The 20,229-nt window shown below is 62.2% G+C and carries 19 protein-coding genes and 1 pseudogene; 6 read left to right on the top strand and 14 right to left on the bottom strand.

What is annotated here, in order from left to right; all coding sequences use genetic code 11:
* Positions 1 to 29 precede the first annotated feature (29 nt).
* Positions 30 to 728 carry a T9SS type A sorting domain-containing protein gene (locus E4021_RS08055; protein WP_136458160.1) on the top strand — a complete coding sequence of 233 codons (699 nt, stop codon included), beginning with the start codon at positions 30 to 32 and terminating at the stop codon, positions 726 to 728.
* A gap of 23 nt (positions 729 to 751) precedes the next feature.
* On the opposite strand, the gene E4021_RS08060 is transcribed toward E4021_RS08055, so the two are convergent.
* The 6 genes from E4021_RS08060 to E4021_RS08085 all read right to left on the bottom strand — a co-directional run bounded on the left by E4021_RS08060 (position 752) and on the right by E4021_RS08085 (position 6,380).
* Positions 752 to 2,362, bottom strand: a complete 1,611-nt coding sequence (locus E4021_RS08060) for a T9SS type A sorting domain-containing protein (RefSeq protein WP_136458162.1) — start codon at positions 2,360 to 2,362, stop codon at positions 752 to 754.
* A 382-nt stretch (positions 2,363 to 2,744) separates the two neighbouring features.
* The gene (locus E4021_RS08065) at positions 2,745 to 3,443 is read right to left on the bottom strand and encodes a LytR/AlgR family response regulator transcription factor (RefSeq protein WP_136458164.1); all 699 of its coding nucleotides are present in this window, start codon (positions 3,441 to 3,443) and stop codon (positions 2,745 to 2,747) included.
* 92 nt (positions 3,444 to 3,535) lie between these two features.
* Complete coding sequence (locus E4021_RS08070; RefSeq protein ID WP_136458166.1) at positions 3,536 to 4,357, bottom strand: hypothetical protein; 822 nt, start codon at positions 4,355 to 4,357, stop codon at positions 3,536 to 3,538.
* A 160-nt stretch (positions 4,358 to 4,517) separates the two neighbouring features.
* A complete protein-coding gene (locus E4021_RS08075) occupies positions 4,518 to 5,465 on the bottom strand; it encodes an SMP-30/gluconolactonase/LRE family protein (RefSeq protein WP_136458168.1) in 948 nt (315 codons plus the stop codon).
* 81 nt (positions 5,466 to 5,546) lie between these two features.
* Entirely contained in the window at positions 5,547 to 5,876 is a 330-nt protein-coding gene (locus E4021_RS08080) for a hypothetical protein (protein WP_136458170.1), read from the bottom strand.
* 54 nt (positions 5,877 to 5,930) lie between these two features.
* A complete protein-coding gene (locus E4021_RS08085) occupies positions 5,931 to 6,380 on the bottom strand; it encodes a hypothetical protein (protein ID WP_136458172.1) in 450 nt (149 codons plus the stop codon).
* Between the two features lie 257 nt (positions 6,381 to 6,637).
* Between E4021_RS08085 and E4021_RS08090 the strand changes: the two genes are divergently transcribed.
* Positions 6,638 to 7,405, top strand: coding sequence for a hypothetical protein (locus E4021_RS08090; protein ID WP_136458174.1), 768 nt, complete (start codon positions 6,638 to 6,640; stop codon positions 7,403 to 7,405).
* 29 nt (positions 7,406 to 7,434) lie between these two features.
* On the opposite strand, the gene E4021_RS08095 is transcribed toward E4021_RS08090, so the two are convergent.
* Entirely contained in the window at positions 7,435 to 8,568 is a 1,134-nt protein-coding gene (locus tag E4021_RS08095; protein ID WP_136458176.1) for a cupin domain-containing carboxymuconolactone decarboxylase family protein, read from the bottom strand.
* A 212-nt stretch (positions 8,569 to 8,780) separates the two neighbouring features.
* Here E4021_RS08095 and E4021_RS08100 point away from each other — a divergent pair, with 212 nt between their 5' ends.
* Positions 8,781 to 9,674 carry a helix-turn-helix domain-containing protein gene (locus E4021_RS08100; RefSeq protein WP_136458178.1) on the top strand — a complete coding sequence of 298 codons (894 nt, stop codon included), beginning with the start codon at positions 8,781 to 8,783 and terminating at the stop codon, positions 9,672 to 9,674.
* A gap of 7 nt (positions 9,675 to 9,681) precedes the next feature.
* Here E4021_RS08100 and E4021_RS18565 read toward each other — a convergent pair whose 3' ends face one another.
* From E4021_RS18565 to E4021_RS08115, 4 genes and pseudogenes are all read right to left on the bottom strand, one after another.
* A complete protein-coding gene (locus tag E4021_RS18565; protein ID WP_406603359.1) occupies positions 9,682 to 10,077 on the bottom strand; it encodes a nuclear transport factor 2 family protein in 396 nt (131 codons plus the stop codon).
* A 63-nt stretch (positions 10,078 to 10,140) separates the two neighbouring features.
* Positions 10,141 to 10,503: pseudogene (locus tag E4021_RS18570) on the bottom strand (cupin domain-containing protein); the annotation flags it as partial.
* A gap of 40 nt (positions 10,504 to 10,543) precedes the next feature.
* Positions 10,544 to 11,638 (bottom strand): alpha/beta hydrolase, encoded by a 1,095-nt coding sequence (locus E4021_RS08110; protein WP_136458181.1) that lies wholly within the window; start codon positions 11,636 to 11,638, stop codon positions 10,544 to 10,546.
* Positions 11,639 to 11,831: 193 nt separating this feature from the next.
* Positions 11,832 to 12,557 (bottom strand): inorganic pyrophosphatase, encoded by a 726-nt coding sequence (locus E4021_RS08115; RefSeq protein ID WP_136458183.1) that lies wholly within the window; start codon positions 12,555 to 12,557, stop codon positions 11,832 to 11,834.
* A gap of 182 nt (positions 12,558 to 12,739) precedes the next feature.
* Here E4021_RS08115 and E4021_RS08120 point away from each other — a divergent pair, with 182 nt between their 5' ends.
* The gene (locus E4021_RS08120; RefSeq protein WP_136458185.1) at positions 12,740 to 13,210 is read left to right on the top strand and encodes a hypothetical protein; all 471 of its coding nucleotides are present in this window, start codon (positions 12,740 to 12,742) and stop codon (positions 13,208 to 13,210) included.
* A gap of 1,289 nt (positions 13,211 to 14,499) precedes the next feature.
* The gene (locus E4021_RS08125) at positions 14,500 to 14,733 is read left to right on the top strand and encodes a hypothetical protein (RefSeq protein ID WP_136458187.1); all 234 of its coding nucleotides are present in this window, start codon (positions 14,500 to 14,502) and stop codon (positions 14,731 to 14,733) included.
* Between the two features lie 77 nt (positions 14,734 to 14,810).
* Here E4021_RS08125 and E4021_RS08130 read toward each other — a convergent pair whose 3' ends face one another.
* Positions 14,811 to 15,947, bottom strand: coding sequence for a PQQ-dependent sugar dehydrogenase (locus E4021_RS08130; protein WP_136458189.1), 1,137 nt, complete (start codon positions 15,945 to 15,947; stop codon positions 14,811 to 14,813).
* 153 nt (positions 15,948 to 16,100) lie between these two features.
* Between E4021_RS08130 and E4021_RS08135 the strand changes: the two genes are divergently transcribed.
* Complete coding sequence (locus E4021_RS08135; RefSeq protein ID WP_136458191.1) at positions 16,101 to 18,668, top strand: CHAT domain-containing protein; 2,568 nt, start codon at positions 16,101 to 16,103, stop codon at positions 18,666 to 18,668.
* Here the strand turns inward: E4021_RS08135 and E4021_RS08140 are convergent.
* Complete coding sequence (locus tag E4021_RS08140) at positions 18,665 to 19,480, bottom strand: hypothetical protein (protein ID WP_136458193.1); 816 nt, start codon at positions 19,478 to 19,480, stop codon at positions 18,665 to 18,667. The genes E4021_RS08135 and E4021_RS08140 overlap by 4 nt on opposite strands.
* Positions 19,481 to 19,603: 123 nt before the next feature.
* Positions 19,604 to 20,104: a hypothetical protein gene (locus E4021_RS08145; RefSeq protein ID WP_136458195.1), complete on the bottom strand. Its 501-nt coding sequence runs from the start codon at positions 20,102 to 20,104 to the stop codon at positions 19,604 to 19,606.
* Positions 20,105 to 20,229 lie beyond the last annotated feature (125 nt).

Consider the following 20,229-nt stretch of genomic DNA (forward strand, 5'->3'; position numbering starts at 1 on the left):
TCCTTACCCCTGCCAAATAGACGCTCCCTATGCGCTTCCTTTACCTTTCCCTTCTTGTTTTGCTGGCGGCTTCCACCCCCGCCCGCGCCCAGTTCGTCGGTGGCTTCGGTAGCGGTGCCACCGCCAGTGGTTACGAAGGTCAGGCTCAACTTCCCCTGACCCTGCTCCACTTCAAGGCAGAAACTCACGGTGACGGGGTCGAGCTCGCCTGGTCCACGATTGACGAGTCCGGTGCCAGCCATTTTCTAGTCGAGCGCACCGCCGACGGAAGGACCTTCTCGCCCGTAGGCCGGGCAGCCGCCGCCGGGAACGCCAAACGGGCTACCGTGCTACATTACCAACTCATCGACCCCGCCCCCCTGTCCGGCAGTGCCCTGTACCGACTAAAGGCGATAGACCTGGACGGTTCCTTCACCTACTCCGATCTGGTGGAGGTGAACCGCGGGGATGACCACGAGCCCCTGGCCTTCGCCATCCACCCCAACCCCAGCACCGGCGGCACGGTCGGCGTAGAAGTGCAAGCCCTGAACGCCGCCGAGCCCCTGCTGGTGGAAGTACTCGATGCCACCGGCCGCCGCCTGGCCACCCGTAACTACCGCGTCATTCCGGGCGACTACCTCCAGGTACAGCTCGCGGATCGCCTGCCTGCGGGCACTTACCTGCTGCGCCTCAGCCAGCCCGGTAGCGGATCGCGGACCAGTCGGCTCATTGTAGGACCGGCCCGTTAAATATCGCGTTTGCTCTCGCTGACCTATTCCACTACGACCCGCCGGTGTACCGGCTGTCGGCCATCCTCCAACCGTAGAAAATACACGCCCGCGGCAAGCCCCGCAAGGTTCAGGTCCAGACGGTTCGCTCCGGCTTGCAGGGGGTGATTCCGGCTATGCAACGTCCGGCCGGCTGCATCCAGCACGCTTACCCTTACCGGGCGGGAAGTTTCACTGAGGTAGTCGATGGACGCCCGCCGGGCGCGAACCGGATTGGGGTACACCTCGCTTACTTGGTTAGCTACAACCGCGAACGGTACGCTGATCACCTCACTGAGGGTTTCCCGGCCGTCGAAATCGGTCTGCCGCAGGCGGTAGTGATTGTCGCCCGCTGCCGGCAGAAGGTCCAGGAAGCGGTAATCGGAGGGACTGCGCGTCGTTCCCCGACCGGCAACCCGGCCGATAGGGATGAACGGACCGCCGTTGCGGCTTACCTCCACCCCGAAGCCCGCGTTGTCGCTCTCGGCCGCCGTGGCCCAGTCCAGTTGAATACCCCGATCGGCCACGGCTCCGGAAAAAGCCAGCCATTCCACCGGCAGTCCGGCCGCCGCCTCCGGCCAGCCCATGTGGTTCAGTACCGTCGCGGCCGTACCCACGTCGTGGTTCGCATTGCCGTAGGAAAGGGCGTAGTACATCACCTCGCTGGGGTCGGCGAAGTGGCTGAATGAACTGCCCCGCCGGAAGGTAGCCGGGGCGTAAAGCTGGTACCGTCCGGATCCGCTTTGGTAGGTCGAAAGGTTGGTCTCGTCGTAGAAGAGCCCGGCACTGTCCCCCTGCAGGGCGGCCGCCACCCCCGCCCCGGGATTGGGAAGAAGGGCGGTCAGGGCCGACGTGTCGGTACCCAGGTCGACAAAGATGTCGTAGATCGAGGGGTGATAGGTGGCCGGGTTAGCGCCGGCGGAGAAGTAGTAGCCCAGGCAACCGTTGCCCGCCACACCGTCACATTCCATCCCGGTAGCAGGCGACCCGTCGTCGATTCGGGCGGTACCGAGAAAGCCGAGGCCGTGGCCCATTTCGTGCAGGGTGAGCGTGACGAAGTCGATTTTGCCACTGGGGGGCAAGGCATCGGTACCGAAGTAAAAGTTCGGGGCGAAATTTCCGTTGATGAAAACGTTCATGTCCGCACCCTCAAACTGCCCATTTACGATTTGCTCGGCCATCGTCTGGGGGTAGATCACCGCATCGCGCCCGTGGATAGGGCCTATGGCCCGCAGGCTGGGCGAGGTAGAGCCCAGGGTGCCTGCGGGCATATCGAGTGAGTAGCAGGCATCTACGTTGATCGGCTGGTCGTTCTGCAGCACGTCCGACCAGATGGCCGCCGCATATTCGAAGGCGTTCCTGGCCGAGTCCGGCCAGGGAGAACAGAGCCGCCCCTGTAGGGTATCGCCGGTCGTCAGGTAATTGATGGCGTAGGTAAGGGCCTTCGGTCGTATCCCTTCCCGGAAGGTGTACGGGCGCGAGTACGTGTGCTCGCTGTACACGGGGGGCAGGAAGCAGGTACCCCGTTCGTCAAAGGGGATAGGCACCCCTTTCTGAGCGTGGAGCCCTATAGGCAGGAGCAGCGCTCCGACCAGGCACCTGTAGAAAAAAAGCATGGTAGTAGAAATTAGGCAAATTCACGAGAGAAAGCAGGTCAGCGGGATAAACCGCTGATCGTCAAAGGTAACGAACCCATCCTCCTTCCCTATTGCCCGGTTTGTCAGCGGAATGCTGTTTGGCCATGTAATCAGCCCCCGGGCGGCGGCGGGGCGGGTGCCGGGCCTCGACGCAGCGTCGCAAAAAGATATGGTTCCACGCTTCGTTCAGATCAATTCGAAGTAAAAGGTTGAGTTTTAATTATTAACCATTTGCGAATAAGCAGCCGGTGGGGACGGCGGAGCGGTAGCCCAACAAGAATCAGGATCCTCCCTGCAAGCTCCGGTGCTCCGGGATTACGAAATCGCAACAGTTGCTGAAGCATCGGCACCGGAGAAGCGCCTAGATAAGCTGCCTGATCCGGCGGCTGACGCTGCGGCGATAGGCCCGCCCTACCGGCATCTTTACCCGCTCAAGCACCCACAAGTCGTCGTGGACCTCCCGAACGTGCCGGTAATTCACCAGATAGTCCCGGTGTACACGCAGAAAGCCGTGGGGCGCGAGCCGGTGCTCGACCAGCTGGATGGGAATGGAAATGAAGTAACTGCCGTCGGCGAGTTCCAGGCTGGAGTAGTTGCACTGGTCGGACACGTAGAGAATATCATCGATAGCTACCCGGATCATGCGCTCATTATGGCGCAGGAGTATGCGGTCGTCGAGGATGTAGTCCTGGGGCGGCCCGGAAGCGGCGTGCCAGGAGACGACCCCGAATGCGTGCGCAATACACTGGGCGAGATCGGCCCGGGAGCTCTTCCGGGGCAGGGAAGATTCTTTCGGGGCAGTAAGATCGGCGAGGCGAACCACGGGGATACGCGCAAATTCTTCGATCATGCGGAGGACCACCTCGGGGCCGATGAGGCCATGAAGGTCATTGCCCACCACGAGCAGATCGGGGGTGACGTGGCGGCAGTGCGCTACCGCTTCGGTTCCACTGGGAGTGACGACCAGAATTTCAAAACCCAATGCCTGCAGGAGTGAGGCGACGCGCTGGGCATCGTCATTTACACCGTCAAGGACAAGGGCTGTTGCATTGGTGTGCATTGCGGGGACGGGGCCATGCCTAATGCACGCCCCGTACTAAATATAGGGCCTGCCGGCCGCAATATTTGCGGTAAAAAGCGGGTCTGCCGCTCCTACAACCGGAACAGCGCGCACTGTCCCATCATGCCGTCGAAGCTCAGATCACTGAGTTGTTCGAGCAGCTCACCGCGGGTGGGAGCCACGGCCACGACGGAATTGTGGTACACGGCAAAATGACGCTCACGCACGCCGCAGGCCTTCAGGTCCTTCTTAATGGACCGGGCGCTGATCTTGGAGTACATCTGCATGTAGACGTCGTGCAACTCGGGGTACTGGTCCAGGATCTTCTTGATGTCGCCGGCGTGCTTGTCGCGGGTGGCGGCGTTGCGAAGGTACTGCCGCAACTCCTGCTCGGCGGCCTGGGCGGCGGGTGAATTCTGCTCTTCCAGGGTCTGGGGGTCAAGGGTTTCGGTTATGCCGCGCACGTCTTTGATCTGTTTAAATTCGTATTCGATATCCGAGCGGGAGACACTGCCGTTGCTGCCGTCTTCACAGACGGTCGAGGAAGTCATCACGATCGTGTCGTTGAAGGGAAGAAGGGCCGCTTCCATATACACGGGCAGCCCCTTGTCGACCATTTCGGCCGGGGCCTGGTCCACGCCCACTACTCCGTAGAGGGTATTTTGCTGCAGGAGTACGGCGTACTTCTTGTATTGCTTGACCAGGTAGAAATGCCCTTTTTTATACCCGACGAAATTGCGCACCGCCTGCTTTTGGGCGTCGGTGAGTTCCTCACCGGCGTCCCGGATAAAGCGCTCGATTAGTTCGGGGTCGGCGTAGGCGTCCTCCACCCGGGCGGGATCCAGCCCGGCAAACCGGGAAAGGCGTTCATTCAGGTAAGTAAATTCCTCGCGCTGGGCGGGACTGAGGTGCATATTCATAAGGTTAAAATAAGCTGGGCTTGCCCTGCTGCACCACCGGGGCTGGTCGCGGCGCGCAGGTGCAATGAAACAATCGGGATGCGGATTAGTGCATCCCTTTAAGCCTAAACACGAAATAAACCGCGTGGTTGTCCGCTCCTTACCTACAATAGCGTTAACGCGACACGGAAACGACCTCATAATCGACGTCCGGACCGGGAGGCGTACCGAAGCGGGCGTTCACGGCGTAGAGTGTGCTGCCCTTGCGGGTCACGGTGGTAGGTACCCGAAAATCTGGATCGGTGATGACGTCGGTGATGCGTCCCGAACGGTAATTGGGGCTCAGTTGGATCTCCGCGATCTGGTTGAAGGCGTTCTGTACCACGTAGAGGGTTTTACCCACCAGCAGGATACCGTCGCCGGCAATGACCGATCCGCCATCCAGGTCGATGGTCTCGGCAACGCCCGTCGCGGGGTCCACCAGGTAGAGTTCGCCGAAGGAACTGTTCACGACGATGAGGGCATCCCCGTTCGGCGTGGCCTCGATGCCGTTGGCGTTGAATGCATTGGGCTGGAATTGAAAATCGCCGGAGAGTGGCAGGGTCGCCGTGGCGCCCGTGGGCTGGTCCGAGGGACTCAGCTCGGCCACGTAAAGGTTGGGGGTAAAGGAATCCGTGAAGTAGACCGCGTCGCGGGTAACGATCACGTCGTTGACGAACCCGCCGCCGAAGTCGAAGGTGGCCACTACCTGCCGGCTGCGCGTATCGAGCACGAAGGCACCGCCAGTCCCGTTACCGGAAACGTAGAGGTACTGGGTGCGGGGGTCGAAGGCAAGCCCGACCGATATGCCCGATTCGGGCGTGTAGATAACCTCCCCGGTGCCGGTGCGGAAGTCTCCCCGGTATATTGAGCCGTCGGCCAAAGAACCCACGTAGAAGGTGTTGCCGGTGCCAGCCACGATACCTTCCGGCTGAAAGCCATCGGGCAGGGCGATAACCTCGGGGAAGGCCTTTCGGAATTCCACCGCCTGACCAGCGGGTTCGAGGGATTCGGATTCGGGGGTACAGGCGGTGAACAGGGTGGCGATAAAGCAAAGCCAGAGGCAGGGTCGCAGTAGGGTCATGATCGGGGAATATGATGAGGAAAATAACCGCGACGGAGTCGCTGCCAACGCAACGGGATTACATTTTTAATGTTTTGACTTTTAGCCCATTAGCTTCAACAATCGATCAGCGGCCTTCTCAACTTCCGAATAATTCTGTTGGGCGGCCCGCTGCTTAATGGCAATGAGTCCGGAATGGTGCACACGGCGGAAATCGCCGTAGGGAAAACCGTAATGACTCTTCGTGTCCTTGCCAGCGTCTTCGTGCAGTCCGAGGTGCCACTCGCCGTACTCCTTCCAGCTGTGGCGCTCTAGGTATCCGTTCTCGTCCTCAGTCGTGGGTTGGGCCTCGCTCCAATCGCTGTCCTTGACGTACTGGTTGGCCTTGATGAGTTCCTTAGCCTTGGATTCGGCGCTTTTGTTGAGTTTCATAGTGCTTGGGTTTTGCTATCCGAACGCATCATACCGGCCCCGGTTCCCTTCACTTTACTCGATGTCCACGGTGGTGCCGGTACCGGTAAGTTCGAAGGTAGTGGGCAGGTTTTGGTCGTCCAGGTAGGGACTGAGGTCAAATTGGTAGGTGGCCTCGATGATGGCCTGACAGGTCATTTCATTCTCCCCCACCCCGTCGTCGAAGATTAGCAGGGCCGCAGTTTGTGTAGGATAGCTTTCCCGCACCGTGCCGTCGGTCCACAAGCGGAGTTGCCAGGCCTGGGCACTGCAGCCCGTGGCGGAGATGGTGACCGTGAGGCAGCTGCCTTCGGCTTCGGCGGACACAACGCTGAAATTATCGGAGGTGAGGCGGGGAAGGGGGTTGCGCACCTGGATCTCGGTGCCGCAGTCGGTGACGGCCGGGGCCGGTTCGGCTTTCGATTTGTCGCAGCCGTCCGTGCGCACCAGGGCCAGGAAGAAGAGGGGCAGCAGGATGATTTTCATGGCAGGGTCAGTAAGGGGTAAGGGAATGGGGCTCCGTAAACTCCCCAGGGTGATGGCGAAACCAACCGGTAGCGGGGGCACCGACGGCATTCACCTAAAATAAGGAATGCCCGAAAGATAGCAGGAGTTTACCCGGGATGTAGCGTCGACAGGCACCCCTACGCAATTCCGTAATCGGGGTACAAACACCCGTAAACCTGGTTACCCTCCCGCTTCGGCACGAGCCTACCTTTGGGGAAAAATCACCCCTCCACCGCATGCGGTATCTCTACTTCCTTTGTCTCGCCGCCCTGCCGTTCAGCCTTTTTTCCCAGCAAAGCGATACCACCGACATACACCACGAGTTTTCCGGTCGCGTGACGGTCACGCACAACGGCATTTCCATCATCCCCTCCTTCTCCCTGGACGCGCCCGCTCTGATCGTGAATCTCAAGGTGGGCGGTGACCGCTTTTCTTTCGAGCCCGACCTGCGCATGAGCCTCGACGGCAAACCGTGGTCGATGCTGTTCTGGGCCCGGTACCGTGCCCTGCGGCACGAGCGCGTTTCCCTGCGCTTGGGCATCCACCCGGCCCTGAATTTTCGGACGATCACCGTCGACGACGGGCATTCCCAACGCGATTTGCTGGAATCCCGTCGCTACGTCGCTACGGAAGTGGTGCCCGGCTACCGGGTCAACGACCGCCTAAGCGTAGGAATGTACTACCTGCTCGGCCACGGCTTCGATGCCGGATTGCGGCGCAGCCACTTCGTGCAGCTCAACGCCGCCGTGACCGGCATTCGCCTCCCCGATGAATTTCTTCTCGACCTGTTTCCCCAGGCCTATTACCTGCGCACCGATGCGCTCGACGGCACCTACTTGGCGGGGGGCTGGCGCCTCAGCCGCGCCGGACTATCCTTTGCTCTGAGCGGACTGGTTAACCGGAGCTTGCGCACCGAGATCGCTCCGGAACGGAAGTGGATCTGGAACGTGGCCCTGGAATGGAGCTTCGGCGGGGAATACGAACTGGTCCGGCCGAGCATCTGAGCGACCCGCACGGCGCGGGGTTCGGGCAGCTACCCCTCCACCACCTCCGCCAGCACCTCCCGGGCAGTCGACGCAGCGTCCGCCCCGGCCGTGTCCTCAATCTGCTGCAGTACGGCCGATAACTGCTCCGCGGTGAAGCCCAGGTTCAGGGCGATGCCCAGGTGGCCGCGCAGCATGGGTGCCACGCCTTCCATGCTGCTAAGAGCACCGATGGTGGCGATCTCCCGCTCGTGGTAAGTCAGCACGTCGCGGCCGAAGATATCGGCGAAGAGGTGCTCCTTCAGGAAGACGTCGATGACCGGGGCGAAGTCGCCGTAGTCGGAACGCCCTTCCACCGGCCGCCCGATCAGTTCTCCCAGGGTGGCGCGGCCCCGCTCGTAACGGGATACGCTGTCATCTACCTCGCCGGCTTCGGGACCCATTTCGTCCTGTATGCCCCGCGCTTGCCGGTCCTCCACGGCGGCCATCAGGGTACGCAGTCCCTGTATGCTGCGCGGGAACCCGGTGTAGGCGTACAGGTGGACGAGCACTTCCTTGCATTCGTTGACGGTGAGTCCCGCATCGAGGGCGTCGCCCAGAGCGGCTTGCAGTCGCTCCAGGTCGCCCAGGGTAGTAAGCGAAGCCACGGTGGCAATGTGGCGGTAGCGGTCGTCGGTCGATGCCAGGCTGTCGGTGGAGACCCGTTCCACCGCGATGCCTTGCCGGTATTCTTCGTCGGTTACGGGTTCACCCCAGATTACCCGTCCGTCGGGGTGCTCTTTGGTCATGGCCAGCTGGACGAACCACTGGCTATTGGCCGCCCCGTGCCAGTGTTCTACGCCGGGGGGGCACTGCACCGTCTCCCCCTTGCGGAGCAGGCGTACCGGACCGCCCCGCTCCTGGTAGTAGCCCAGTCCGTCCAGCGCCAGCAGCGACTGTCCGGCCGGATGGTGGTGCCAGTTGCTGCGCGCCTTGGGTGCGAAGGTGACGTTGCCCACGGCCACGGGGCGCTGCTCGTCCTCCACGACCAGCAGCCGCTCTACCCAGGCGGTACCGGTAAAGTTGCCCCCGCTGATCATTTGTCCGGCGGGAAAGACCGTATTGACCTCCGCGGGCGGCAGCTGACCGACCAGGCCGGCGGTTCCAAAAAGCAGGAGGAAGTAAAGGGGAAGTTTAAGGGTCATAATTTCGTAACAGATTTTGGTGGGGCCATCCCGGCACCCGCGCGCCGCCGGCAAGTAATGCCGTTAACGGCCTGCCGGGTAAAGGTCCACCGGGGGCGGAAGCGCTACCCTACCCGGATTACGGAGATGCCTACCCCGATTACGGTTTCCCCGCAGCAGGGCTGGATCGGCGGAGCGGCAGTTGCTACCTTAGGATAAACAAAGCAGCCGACATGGAAGAGGTTCTGATCTTCGAGACGATAAAGCAATACTGCGCCTTCAACAAGCACGAGACGCAGCACCCCCTGGTGGCCATGATCGACCTCTCCCGGGCCGACCCACGGAAACTGCGGCGGATGTGCTTCGAGTTCTACGTGGTCTTCCTCAAGGAGGTGAAGTGCGGCGACCTGCGCTACGGCTGCAACAACTACGACTACGACGAGGGTACGCTGGTCTTCCTGGCCCCCAGCCAGGTGATCGGCCACAACGGCGACGAATACTATCAGCCCCAGGGGCGGGCCCTGGTCTTCCACCCGGATTTCCTGCCGGGCAGCCCCCTGGCCCAGCGGATGCCCCAGTACTCTTTTTTCTCCTACGAATCCAATGAGGCGCTCCACCTCTCGAGCCGCGAGCGGGAGCTGATCGAAGACTGCCTCGGCAAGATTGCCACCGAGCTGAACCAGCTCATCGACCAGCACACCCGCCAGCTGCTGCTCACGAACATCGAGCTGCTGCTCAACTACTGCACCCGCTTCTACGACCGGCAGTTCATCACCCGCACCACCGCCAACCAGGGGGTGCTGACCCGCTTCGAGAGCCTGTTGAACGACTACTTCCGGTCGGGGCAGGCGGAAAGCGAAGGGCTACCCTCCGTCAACTACTTCGCCGAGCGGCTGCACCTGTCGGCCAACTACTTCGGCGACCTCATCAAGCGGGAAACGGGTAAATCGCCGCAGGACCACATCCAACTCAAGGTCGTCAATCTGGCCAAGGAGCGACTCTTCGACCCCGGGAAGTCGATCTCGGAAGTGGCCTACGACCTCGGCTTCAAGTACCCTCAGCACTTCAGCCGCATGTTCAAGAAGGTCACCGGCCAGACGCCTAACGCCTACCGGAACGTGAACTAGGGCGCGGCTACCGCGACATCAGCCGCGTAAACGACAGGGCCGCCAGCTTCCACTTGCCGGCGATCTTCTTGTAGACTTCCGTTACCTCGAAGGGGTTGGTCACCTCGTTGCCGCCCACTACCGCGAGCAGGGTGATGCGGTTCAGTAGCACCGCGGTGTCGTCAATCACCTTCACCGAGGCCTCGTGAATATCGGCCTGCTTGTAGTGGATGCCGCCACTGCGGATGATGTCCACCTCCCGCTCCTTGCCCCAGCTGCCGCCCATGTGGACGAACATGGCGTCGTCGTGGAAGAGTTCCGCCAGCCGGTCGGCGTCCTGGTCGGCCATCCACTGCCACTTGTCGCGGCTCAGCTGCAGCAGCTCGGCTTCGGTGGCCGATTGCGCGTTGGCCCCTACGGCCAGGTATTCTTCCTCGGTAACGGCCTCCTTCCACTCCGTCGGAGCATCGCCGGTGATGGCCAGATAGGTAACGCCCTCATCGGGGGTGGCGGCGTGCCAGTGTTCCACGCCCGGGGCGCACTTAATGGTTTCTCCCTTACGGACCACCCGCACCGGCTGGTTCCTTTCCTGGTAATATCCCACCCCGTCGGTGATGATGAGTTGCTGCCCCTTCGGGTGGAGGTGCCAATCAAGTTTCGCTCCCGGCGCGAAAGTGGCTACCGCCAGGTTGTAGTTGAAGTGCTCGTCCGCATCACTCGGGTGGTAGAGCCATACGTCGCCGGTGTGGTGGACGTTCTCCGCCTTCTCACCGCGGGGAAAGAGGGCGTCAGACTGGGCCGCCAGCGGCGCAGCAGCGAGGAGGAGGATGAGGTACAGGATATGGAGCATGATCGAATAATTCAGGTTGGTTTTTTACGGAAAGGCGGGGTCAGTCCAGCCCCTTTTCGACCAGCCAGTCGAGCAGCAGTTGGGCTACGGCCTGGTTGTTGAGGTCGGACATTGGAAAGTGGGTGTTGCCTTTCAGGCCGCGGTCGGGCAGTTGCACCAGGGTCACGTCGCCCCCGTGGGCGTTGACTACTTCGGTCCACTGGCGCGCCATGGCCACAGCCGCGCGCCACTGTTCCTGCCCGGGATTCTCCACCGGCGCGTCGGGAATGTAATCCCCGTAGTAGATGACAATCGGAATGCGGGTAAGCCGCTCGAAGGTTGCCAGGGGTACGCCCCGCGCACGCAGCGTGCCACCTGCGTAATCGATGGGTTCCGGCACCTCGTCTTCCGGGAAGACGAAGTTGCTGCCCGGTTCGTAGGCGGCGATTCCGCGAATATTGTCGTTCTCCAGAGCGGCCAGCCAGCCCTGTCCGCCGCTGTGCGAGTGCGTCACCAGCACGCCCGCTCCGAGGGTATCGAAGAGGGCCGAAACCGCCGCCACGTTCAGATCGATGTTCAGCGGGCCGGTATCTGGTGTTATTTGCCGGTAGAACTGGTTCAGGGCCGCGGGGTCGCGGGAGAACTGTACGCCGGGATAGAATTCGGTCCCCACCCCGAGCCGGAAGATGCCGAACCACAGTTGATCGTCGGTTGCCGCCGCGATGGTCGTGGGCTCCGTGCTGCGCCCGGCGAGTCCGCGCCGCGGCTGGTCGAGCAGGTAGACCGGAAAGCGGTGGCGCAGGAAGATGGTCTGAAAGCCCTCGCGCCCGTCGGGGGTCGACTGCCAGGTCCGCATCGACTGTCCGTAGCCGTGCCAGAACACCAGCGGCAGTTCCCGGGCCCGTACCGGCACCTGGTAGAATACCGCGGCGTGGTCGCCGTGCAGGGTTTGTCCGGCGGTAGATTGGTTGCCCGGATTGAAGGCCCCGTGCGCGATGGGGTCGAAGGTGCCCGGACTGGTCTTCACGCTACCGCCGACGGTAAAACTTCCTTGCTCGGCCAGGGCGATCCCGCCCTCGGGGGTACCGGATCGTGGGCTTACGCAGGCGGTCAGGGTCAGCAACAGGCCGAGGAGTGGAACAAAGGTTTTTCGCATGTCGTAGTCTGGTTCGCATACCGAAAAGGGGGCGCTACCGCAGGTGCCGTACCGCTTCGGTAATGCAGCGTCAGTCAGTCCCGCAAAGTTCGTTCGCTTCAGCCTACGGTCGCCTACCCCGATTACGGAAAGGACAACCCGGTTTACCGGTAATACTCACCGCCGTTCAGACTCAAAAGGGAAAGGGAGCGGCCTACAGGCTGTCCAGGATGCCCCGTTGCCGCTGACCGAAGTTGAGAGCCTCCATCAGGGTGGCGCTCATCACCTCTTCCAGGTTGCCGTAGGCTTCGGCGTAGTCCATCTGGCTGCGGCGGATCACTTCCTGGGCCTCCTCGCGGCCGTAGGTGTGGGTGATCTCACACTTGGGCGCGGCGCCCGGCAGCTGCTTGTAGGTGAGGAAGTAGTGGCGCAGGCGATTGAGGATGGACTCGGGCAGGTCTTTCACGTCGTCCCACCGGCCGTATACTTCGTCGTTGTCGAGCACCGCAATGATCTTATCGTCGGCCTCCCCGCCGTCGAGCATGCGGAAGCCGCCGATGGCCTTGGCCTTCACGATGATGTTTCCGTGGGTTACTTCCCGTTCGGTGAGGACACAAATGTCCAGGGGGTCGTCGTCGCCGAGGATGCCCTCGCGGCCGGTCTTTTCCATGCAGAAATCGGCCACGTGGTTCTTGCAGTAGGTCTGGGGAATGAAGCCGTAGAGGGCGGGGACGATATTGGAGAACTTCTGCGGGCGGTCGATGATGAGGTAGCCCGACTTCTTGTCCACTTCGTACTTGACCGTATCCGAGGGGATCACCTCGATGAAGGTACTCACGACCTCCGGAGCGTTGTTGCCGATTTCGATACCGTGCCAGGGGTGGCTCTTGTAGCGCAGGCCGATCAGTTTCCAGAGTTTGTCGTAGGCTTCGTTGCCCATGGTCAGGTGCTTTAAGTTTGAGGCCGCAAAGGTACGCTTTTGGCGGGTGCCGTGCCGGAGCGACCATTCCCAATCGTCCTTTTCCGGTCTTATTGGATAATTTCGGCTAACAAACCGTTAAGATCCGCTCAGACGGTAACCCCACGCCCGCCGGTTTTGTCTTTTTCCTGACCCCCACCGCGATGCGTAACCTCCTGATTTGTCTCCTCTTGCCCCTCTTCGGCCTGCACGCCCAGGTCGGCGACACCCTCCTGCAGGCAGTGCACTGGACCGAGGACGGCCACCCCAACCGGCTGCTGCTCACCCCCGACGGAACGTTTCAAGAGGATTACGGCCCCGACGCCGGCAGCGGACGCTACCTTATGGGCCGGTACCGCGTCGACGAAGACAACCAGGAGATCACCCTATCCGTCGACTACTTCCTCGGCAAACGGCGCATTCCCGACCGCTACCGGCGCGGCCAGGACTTTCACCTCCTCTACCGGATCGATACCCTCAGCGCGGACCGCCTTGTACTGGTTGACCTCCTCACCGGCGAGGCACGCCGCTTCACGGCCGCCCCCCTGGACCCTGAAGACGATCCCGCCCGCCGCCGTATTCGTCGGAAGCTGCCTACTAAACTGGAATTGCCGGAGGGTTGGGATGGGGGTTAGCTTACGCCGGACGCTTGTAGTTAGTGGCCCCTACAGGCAGGGACATTGCAAGGTCCCCACCTGCTCATTTCACCTCAGCACGGTTTATACGCCGGCGCACAGGCCCGACGGCCCGGAATACGCCTAGCGATGGCTTAAGCCGTCATGCTGCAGATAATAGCGCACACTTGCAGGCCCTGGCACCTACGGGGCGGGCACGCTGCCAGGTCCTGCCCGTCACCCTGTTTTTCGCCGGGCCACAGGCCCGACGGCCCGGAATACGCCTAGCGATGGCTTAAGCCGTCATGCTGCAGATAATACCGCACACTCGCAGGTCTTGGCACCTATTGGTCAGGCACACTGCAAGGTCTTTCCCGTCACCCTGTTTTTCGCCGGGCCACAGGCCCGACGGCCCGGAATACGCCTAGCGATGGCTTAAGCCGTCATGCTGCAGATAATACCGGACAGTTGCAGGTACTGGCCACTACGGGGCGGGCACGCTGCCAGGTCCTGCCCGTCACCCTGTTTTCCGCCGGGCCACAGGCCCGACGGCCCGGATGGTACATGTAGCGATGGCTTCAGCCGTCATGCTGCAGATAATACCAGACACTTGCAGGTCCTGGCCACTATAGGCAGGGACATTGCAAGGTCCTCACCTGCCCATTTCACCACAACACTGATTTATACGCCGGGCCACAGGCCCGACGGCCCGTTGATACGCATAGCCATGGCTAAGCCGTCATGCTGCTAAAAACTTCGCACACATGCAGGTCCTACTACCGCCGCCCTGTGGTTTGCGTGGTCGACGTCATGGGTTAAAGCGGTCTTATCCGCGGACGGTCTCCGGAATCCACGTAGGCCTTGAACCAGTCTAAAAGCGCGAGCAGTTGAAAAAATGATGACTGAACCCAGTATGATGACTGGGTTTCCCGGAGGTGGGCACCAGATACAGGGGGTGTGATGCTGCCTGGGTGGTATTGAAAAGGCTACTCAGCAACCACCTGACCTCTTTTTGGAAAGTGTTCCGGTCTAAACGTAGGCTGTCCAATCTATCGGCCCCAGGACCTATCCCACCCCGGTGCCCGGTCACCACTATATGGCCCAGATGATCGGCCTGGCGGTTTTTAAAATGGAACATGCCAACGCCTACCTGAGCAGAGCGGCCAAGACGGTCGCTTACTTCGCTCAACTCATGGGGTAGAACTACGGACCGCTCTGCCACGCGACCATCGACAACTGGACGCGTCGGTTAGGGCTCTACTTCCTGGACTACCGGGAGCGAAACCCGGGGTGCATGGGCATCATCGACGATGAGTATTCAGATCGGCCGGGAAACGTTAGTCCTCCTGCTAGGCGTGGGGCTGGACGAACACCACAATCACTTCTCCTACATGACCCAGGCTGAGTTGGAGATACTCGGTCTGGAGGTGCAAACCGGCAGGAAGGCCGATCGGGTGGCGGAGTTCATTGGCCGGCGACTCGACCACCATCCCGGCCTTGGGTTCGAGATCGACATAGATCCGATATACACCGCTAAAGGATAAAAATGCGCTACATCTCTAGTCGTATGACTTGAAAAATCTTGGCCGGTGCGTGTTTCATGGCACCTGCGCGCCGCCGACTACTCCCGCAACCGCAGATGCAACAACTTACCCGCCGCCGCATCGGTAAGCACGTAGATGGAGCCGTCCGGTGCCTCGGCCACTTCCCGTACGCGTACGACCAGAGGAATGCGTTCCACTTCCTGGGCCGTGTCACCGTCGACGCTCACGCGGACGATCCCGCTGGCCGTCAGTCCGCCGATGAGGGCCGAACCCCGCCATTCGGGGAAGAGGTCGCCGGAGTAAAAGACCATTCCCGAAGGCGATATAGTCGGCGTCCAGTGGATGGCCGCGTCCGCGAATTCGGGGCGGGTCGTTGGGTCAGGGATCTCGGTACCGTCGTAATTATCGCCCCAGCTGACTACGGGCCAGCCGTAGTTGTTGCCGGCCGCCACGGCATTGAACTCGTCGCCGCCGAGCGGACCCATCTCCGCCAGCCACAGCTTACCGGTGGCCGGATCGATGGCGCCCGCCTCGATGTTGCGGTGACCGTAGGAGTAAATGGCTGCCTGGGCACCGTCGCGGTCCACGAAGGGATTATCGTCCGGAATGCTCCCATCCGCGTTGAGGCGCACTACCGTGCCCAAATGATTACTCAGGTCCTGGGCGGGGTCGAACTGAAAGCGTTCGCCCAAGGTAAAGAACAGCGTTCCGTCGTCGGCGAACACCAGGCGGCCGCCGTAGTGATTGGGGCCCTTGAGTTTGGGTTCCTGGCTGAAGAGTACTTCAAAATCCTCGATCCGGTCGTCTACCCAGCGGCCGCGACCGAAGGCCGACGAAGCCAGGGAGTCACCGGCCGGCTCGGCGAAGGAGAGGTAGATATACTGGTTGTTGGCGAAGTCCGGGTCCAGTACAACGTCGAGCAATCCGCCCTGCCCCCAGTTCAGCACCTCCGGGGTACCCGCCACCGGCTCGGAGAGCGTCGTATCCGGCTGCACGATCCGCAGGCGGCCGGGGCGTTCGGTGACCAGCATCCGCCCGTCGGGCAGGAAAGCCATTCCCCAGGGGTGGTCGAGGCTGTCGATTAGGGTCTTGACCTGCACGGTACCCGCGTCCGTGACCACCTGCCCCTTTTGGGCCTGCAGGGAGGGCAAACAACAAGCAAGAAAAAGAAACAACAGGCCGAGGACCTGCCGGGGGGTAGCGATAGTTTTCATAGCACGGTATTTGGCGGCCTAACGGGAAAATGTGGGAGTTGGGTTCAATTTTGCCGGGTGGACCCTTCCAAGCCGAGGGCCGGGCCCCTCACATGAACCGATGAAAATTAGTTGCGTCATTCAGCTATCTTGGCGGGAACCACCCGCCCCAGCTTGCGTCTCCGATTCTTCATCCTCCTCCTCATTCCGGTGTTGCTGGGAGTAGCCTGCTCGGCTACGACTGAGCGTATCCCGCTGTCCCCGTTCGAGACGGAAATAGCTGCCGGAGTAGAGCAACTGGCGGCTGACTACACCGCCGGTCGCCTGCCCGAAGCCCTGGCCACCGCCCGAAGCCTGAATTACCGCCTGGAGACAACGCCCGCGCCCGTCCGGGATGAACTGCGGGTACCGGTAGACCAGTACCTGGCCATGCTCCATTATCACTGGCAGCAGCACGTGGATTCCCTGCAATACTATTCGCGGCGGGCCGCGCAACGACTCCCCGAAGATCCGGCCCTGGATACCCGGGTGCGTCAGTTGCTCTGCCAGGCCTACGCCACTTTCCACGCCTGGAGCTGGCTGGAGGTGCAGCTGACCACGCGTTACGCACGCCGCTTGCAGGAGCGCGCCGGACAGGACCGCAGCGCCATCTACGCCGAACTGCTGGTGGTGGAAGGTCAGGCCCTGAAACAGTACGCCGACCGCCAACCCGCGGACGAGCGACCTCCACTGTACCACCAAAGCGAGGCGCTGCTGCGGGAGGCCTGGGAACGATACCGCGACCTGGATTCCCCCTGGGCCTCCACGGCGGTGGAGAACCTCATCATCGTATCCGTCCGCAGTCCGGAAAATGACCCCCAGCTTCCGGCCCTCATCGACAGCTTCCGCGCCATGGTCGGCCCCGCGCCCCGCCCTTCCGGGTCGGCCGAACGACTGCTCGGTTACTGGCACGCCTCCCGCGGGCGGGCCGACAGCGCCGCCGCCTACTACCGGGCCGTCCTCGAACAACCGGCCTCCTTTTCCAACCACTACGCCGACGAGGCCCGCTACATGCTCATCGAAGGTGCCTTGCAAAACGAGGACTACCACCAAGCCTTCGCCCTTACCCTCGCCGACCAGCACCAGCGGGGGTGCTGCCCCTCCGGCGGCGGCGACCCGGCGCCCCTGACCTGCCTGGAAAAACTGGAATGCATCTACCACCTCACGGCCCTGGCCGAAATTCACCTGCAGCGCTACGAAAGCCGGGGCGGCAGCGCTGACCTGGATTCGGCGGCCGCATATGTACAGACCTCCCTGGAGCGCTACGAAAGCGCCTTTGTAAGCGAAAAGGAAGAAGGCATCCTCAACCAGAGCCTCACCCTGGGCGACCGGGTAATCAACACCGCCCTGCGCACCGCCGCCTACCGGGCCCGCGCCACCCCCTCGCCGGAGCACCTGAACGCCCTCTTCCAGGCCATGGAAAAGGGGAAGACCTTCCTGCTAACCCGCGATCTCCTGCAGATCGCCGGGGCACGCGCGGAACTCACCGCGGCGGACAGCCTCCGCCAGTTACGTACCGCCATCGACCTGATCCAGAAAAACTTTGCCCGCGACCTGAGCGTCACCGAGACCACCCTGGCGGAATACCAGCTATTGCTGCGCCGGGAAAAGGCACTGCTGGCCCAGAACCAAACCACCAGGTCGGAAGCCCTGCACGGTGTGACGCGGGGCTACGGGGTGAGTTCGCTCCGCGACGTCCAGCAAGCGTTGACCGACCAGCAGGCCCTCCTGGAGTTTGCCGAATCCGCCGCGGGCCTGCACGCCTTCTACGTAGACCGTGATACCACGCTGTCCTACCTGATTGCAGGTTCCGCGGTGGAGAAGGCCGACCAGCTGATAGCCCAGCTGGTGGGTGACCAGCGCAGCATCTCCCCCCGTTTTGATTCCCTCGCCCACGACCTGTATCGCAGCCTGTTGCTGCCCGCTGCCGAAGCGCTGCGCCGCAGGGAAGAACTGTTAATCGTGCCCACCGCCGCCCTGGCGTCACTGCCGTTTGCCGCATTGCTCCCGCGCCCCGCCGCCCCGGATTCCTCCGACGCCCGCGCATATCTGGCCGACGACCACCTGATCCGGTACCTGCCCAGTTGGCGAACGGAAGTGCAGCACCGCCGCCTGCGCGTACCGCTCAACGCAACACCCCGCCTCGGCGTGATCACCTACCCCGCCCTGCGGCCCTACTTCGATCCGCTGAACACCCTGCTAGGCGGCCACTCCGCCGTCAGTACCACTTTCCTGCCCCCGGCACCCAGCAGTCCGACTCCCTTTGCCTCGCGCACGGCCGACTACGACTGGTTGCAACTCTCCCTGCACGCGGGCGGCGACCAGCAATCGCTGAATGAGAACTACCTCTACCTGAGCCCCACGGACAGTCTGAACGGACTGCAGATCGGCGAATACCCCCTGGCACCCCGCCTCGTAGTGCTCGCTGCCTGTTCCTCCTCCCTGGGCTACACCTACAAACGCGAGGGCACCTTCAGTCTGCGGCGCAGTTTCCACCGGGCCGGGGTACCGGACGTGGTCTCTTCCCTCTACGACATTCCGGCGGCGGCTACCGCCGTATTGCTGCGCGAATTCTACGCCGCCCTGCTGTCCGGCGCGTCTCCGGCCACCGCCCTGAACCGCGCCCAGCGCAAGTGCCGCTCCGGCGCCCTCGGCGCGCGCTACACCTTGCCCTATTATTGGGCCGGCCTGACGGTGAGCTAACCAGGGTAGTGTTCTCCATCAATGTAGGTCCGGGTGGTGGTCAGGCGAATGTCCGGCCCGTCCACGTAGTGTACGTCGTTGAAGGCCAGTACGGGTTCTTCACCCGGTACGGTCAGGGCTTTGTGGGCGGCCCGCCAGTGCTTTTCGCCTTGGAGGGGCACCCATACCATGGAACTGTCGTTACAGACGGTGGCCAGCATGACCAGGGGCTCCACGGAGCTGAACAGGCGCCAGAGTTGGTAAAAAGCCTTCGTACCCACATCGTAGTGCTTTCTCCAATCCCACCGCACCGCCATATAGGTGCCCGAGGACCGCGTGGGTCGGAAGGCGGTGGAGCACACGCCGCCGATTTTGCTGCCCAGAAGCAGATGCGCATCCGGATCTTCCGGCAGCGGGGCGCCGCCATTTTGCTCGGCCCCGCAGTAATGCGCAACCAAAACCGATTCTTCCGGGGAGAAATGCTCCGGGGGGCCGCCAAAGTGGTCCAGGGCCACGAAGCGAACGGCGCTTGCCCCGGGGCCCTGTTCGGTAAGCAGGGATAATCCGTCCGTGCGCGGCATGCCTTCTTCATCTAATTCGTCCAACGACCACACGCGTTGCATACCCGGTGGCAGGACCATCACGACCGGCTGGGCGTAATACGGTTCCGCGGAGGGTGGCGGGCTTACCACGTCGGTCGACGGCGAAGGTCGCACGATTACGCTCGGATTGTAGTGGTCGCTGACTTCCTGAAAAGAGCGGTAGTCGATTTTGCCGTTCAGCAGGCCCTGGCTGCGCTGCAAACCGACGCGGGAGTAGGGAATTTTGATCATGGTACTGGTCGTAGTAAGGATTATGACCACCCACCTTCCGACGGCGGCCGATTCATCTGATTAATGGTGTTAGCCAACTAGGGTAACCCCTGGATCGGGGCGAATTTGACTCCGGGCAACCGCCTATTCCCCCGCCGCGCCGAAATTTTCCAGGTCGATCCGGCAGCCGCAGAGGCCTTCCGGCCAGGGGCAGCGGGCCGGTTCGTATTCGCAGAATTCCAGGTGGTGGTAGCCCGAGTCGCCGGGATCGAAGTAGTCTTCGTACATCAGCCGCAGCAGTTGGGGGTACAGTAGGCGGGGCGGCACGCCTTCGGGTGCATCGGCCAGGGTGCGGTGGGCGGCCCAGAGGTCCAGCAGGTCGCGGACGAGCGCTTCGAGTTGCGCGTCGGTCAGCCGCTCGGCCGGAGGGAACACCTCGGGTGCGAACCCCAGGGCAACGTACATATTGGAGTTGCTGGCTCCGGAAACGTAGCGCTCCACGTCCGAGAAGTGGCGGATCAGTTCGGCGCGTTGCCGCTCTTCCTCATTGACAAAGTATTGATCGGCCAGTGGTCGGGGGCGCTCGCGGCGTTGGTGGGCCGCGGTGCGCAGGTCTTCGGTCAGTTGGTCTACATAGCGTTGCATACCGTGAAAGATAGCAAAGCTTCCTACATACCGAAACGGGATGTGGGCGCGGTCGCGGGTGCCGGCTTCCGACCGGGGCGGCCGGCGGGGTGGGTCCCCAAAAAAAAGAAGCGGCGCCCCCCGGT

It is taken from the genome of Neolewinella litorea, from assembly GCF_004803465.1.
Taxonomy (GTDB): domain Bacteria; phylum Bacteroidota; class Bacteroidia; order Chitinophagales; family Saprospiraceae; genus Neolewinella; species Neolewinella litorea.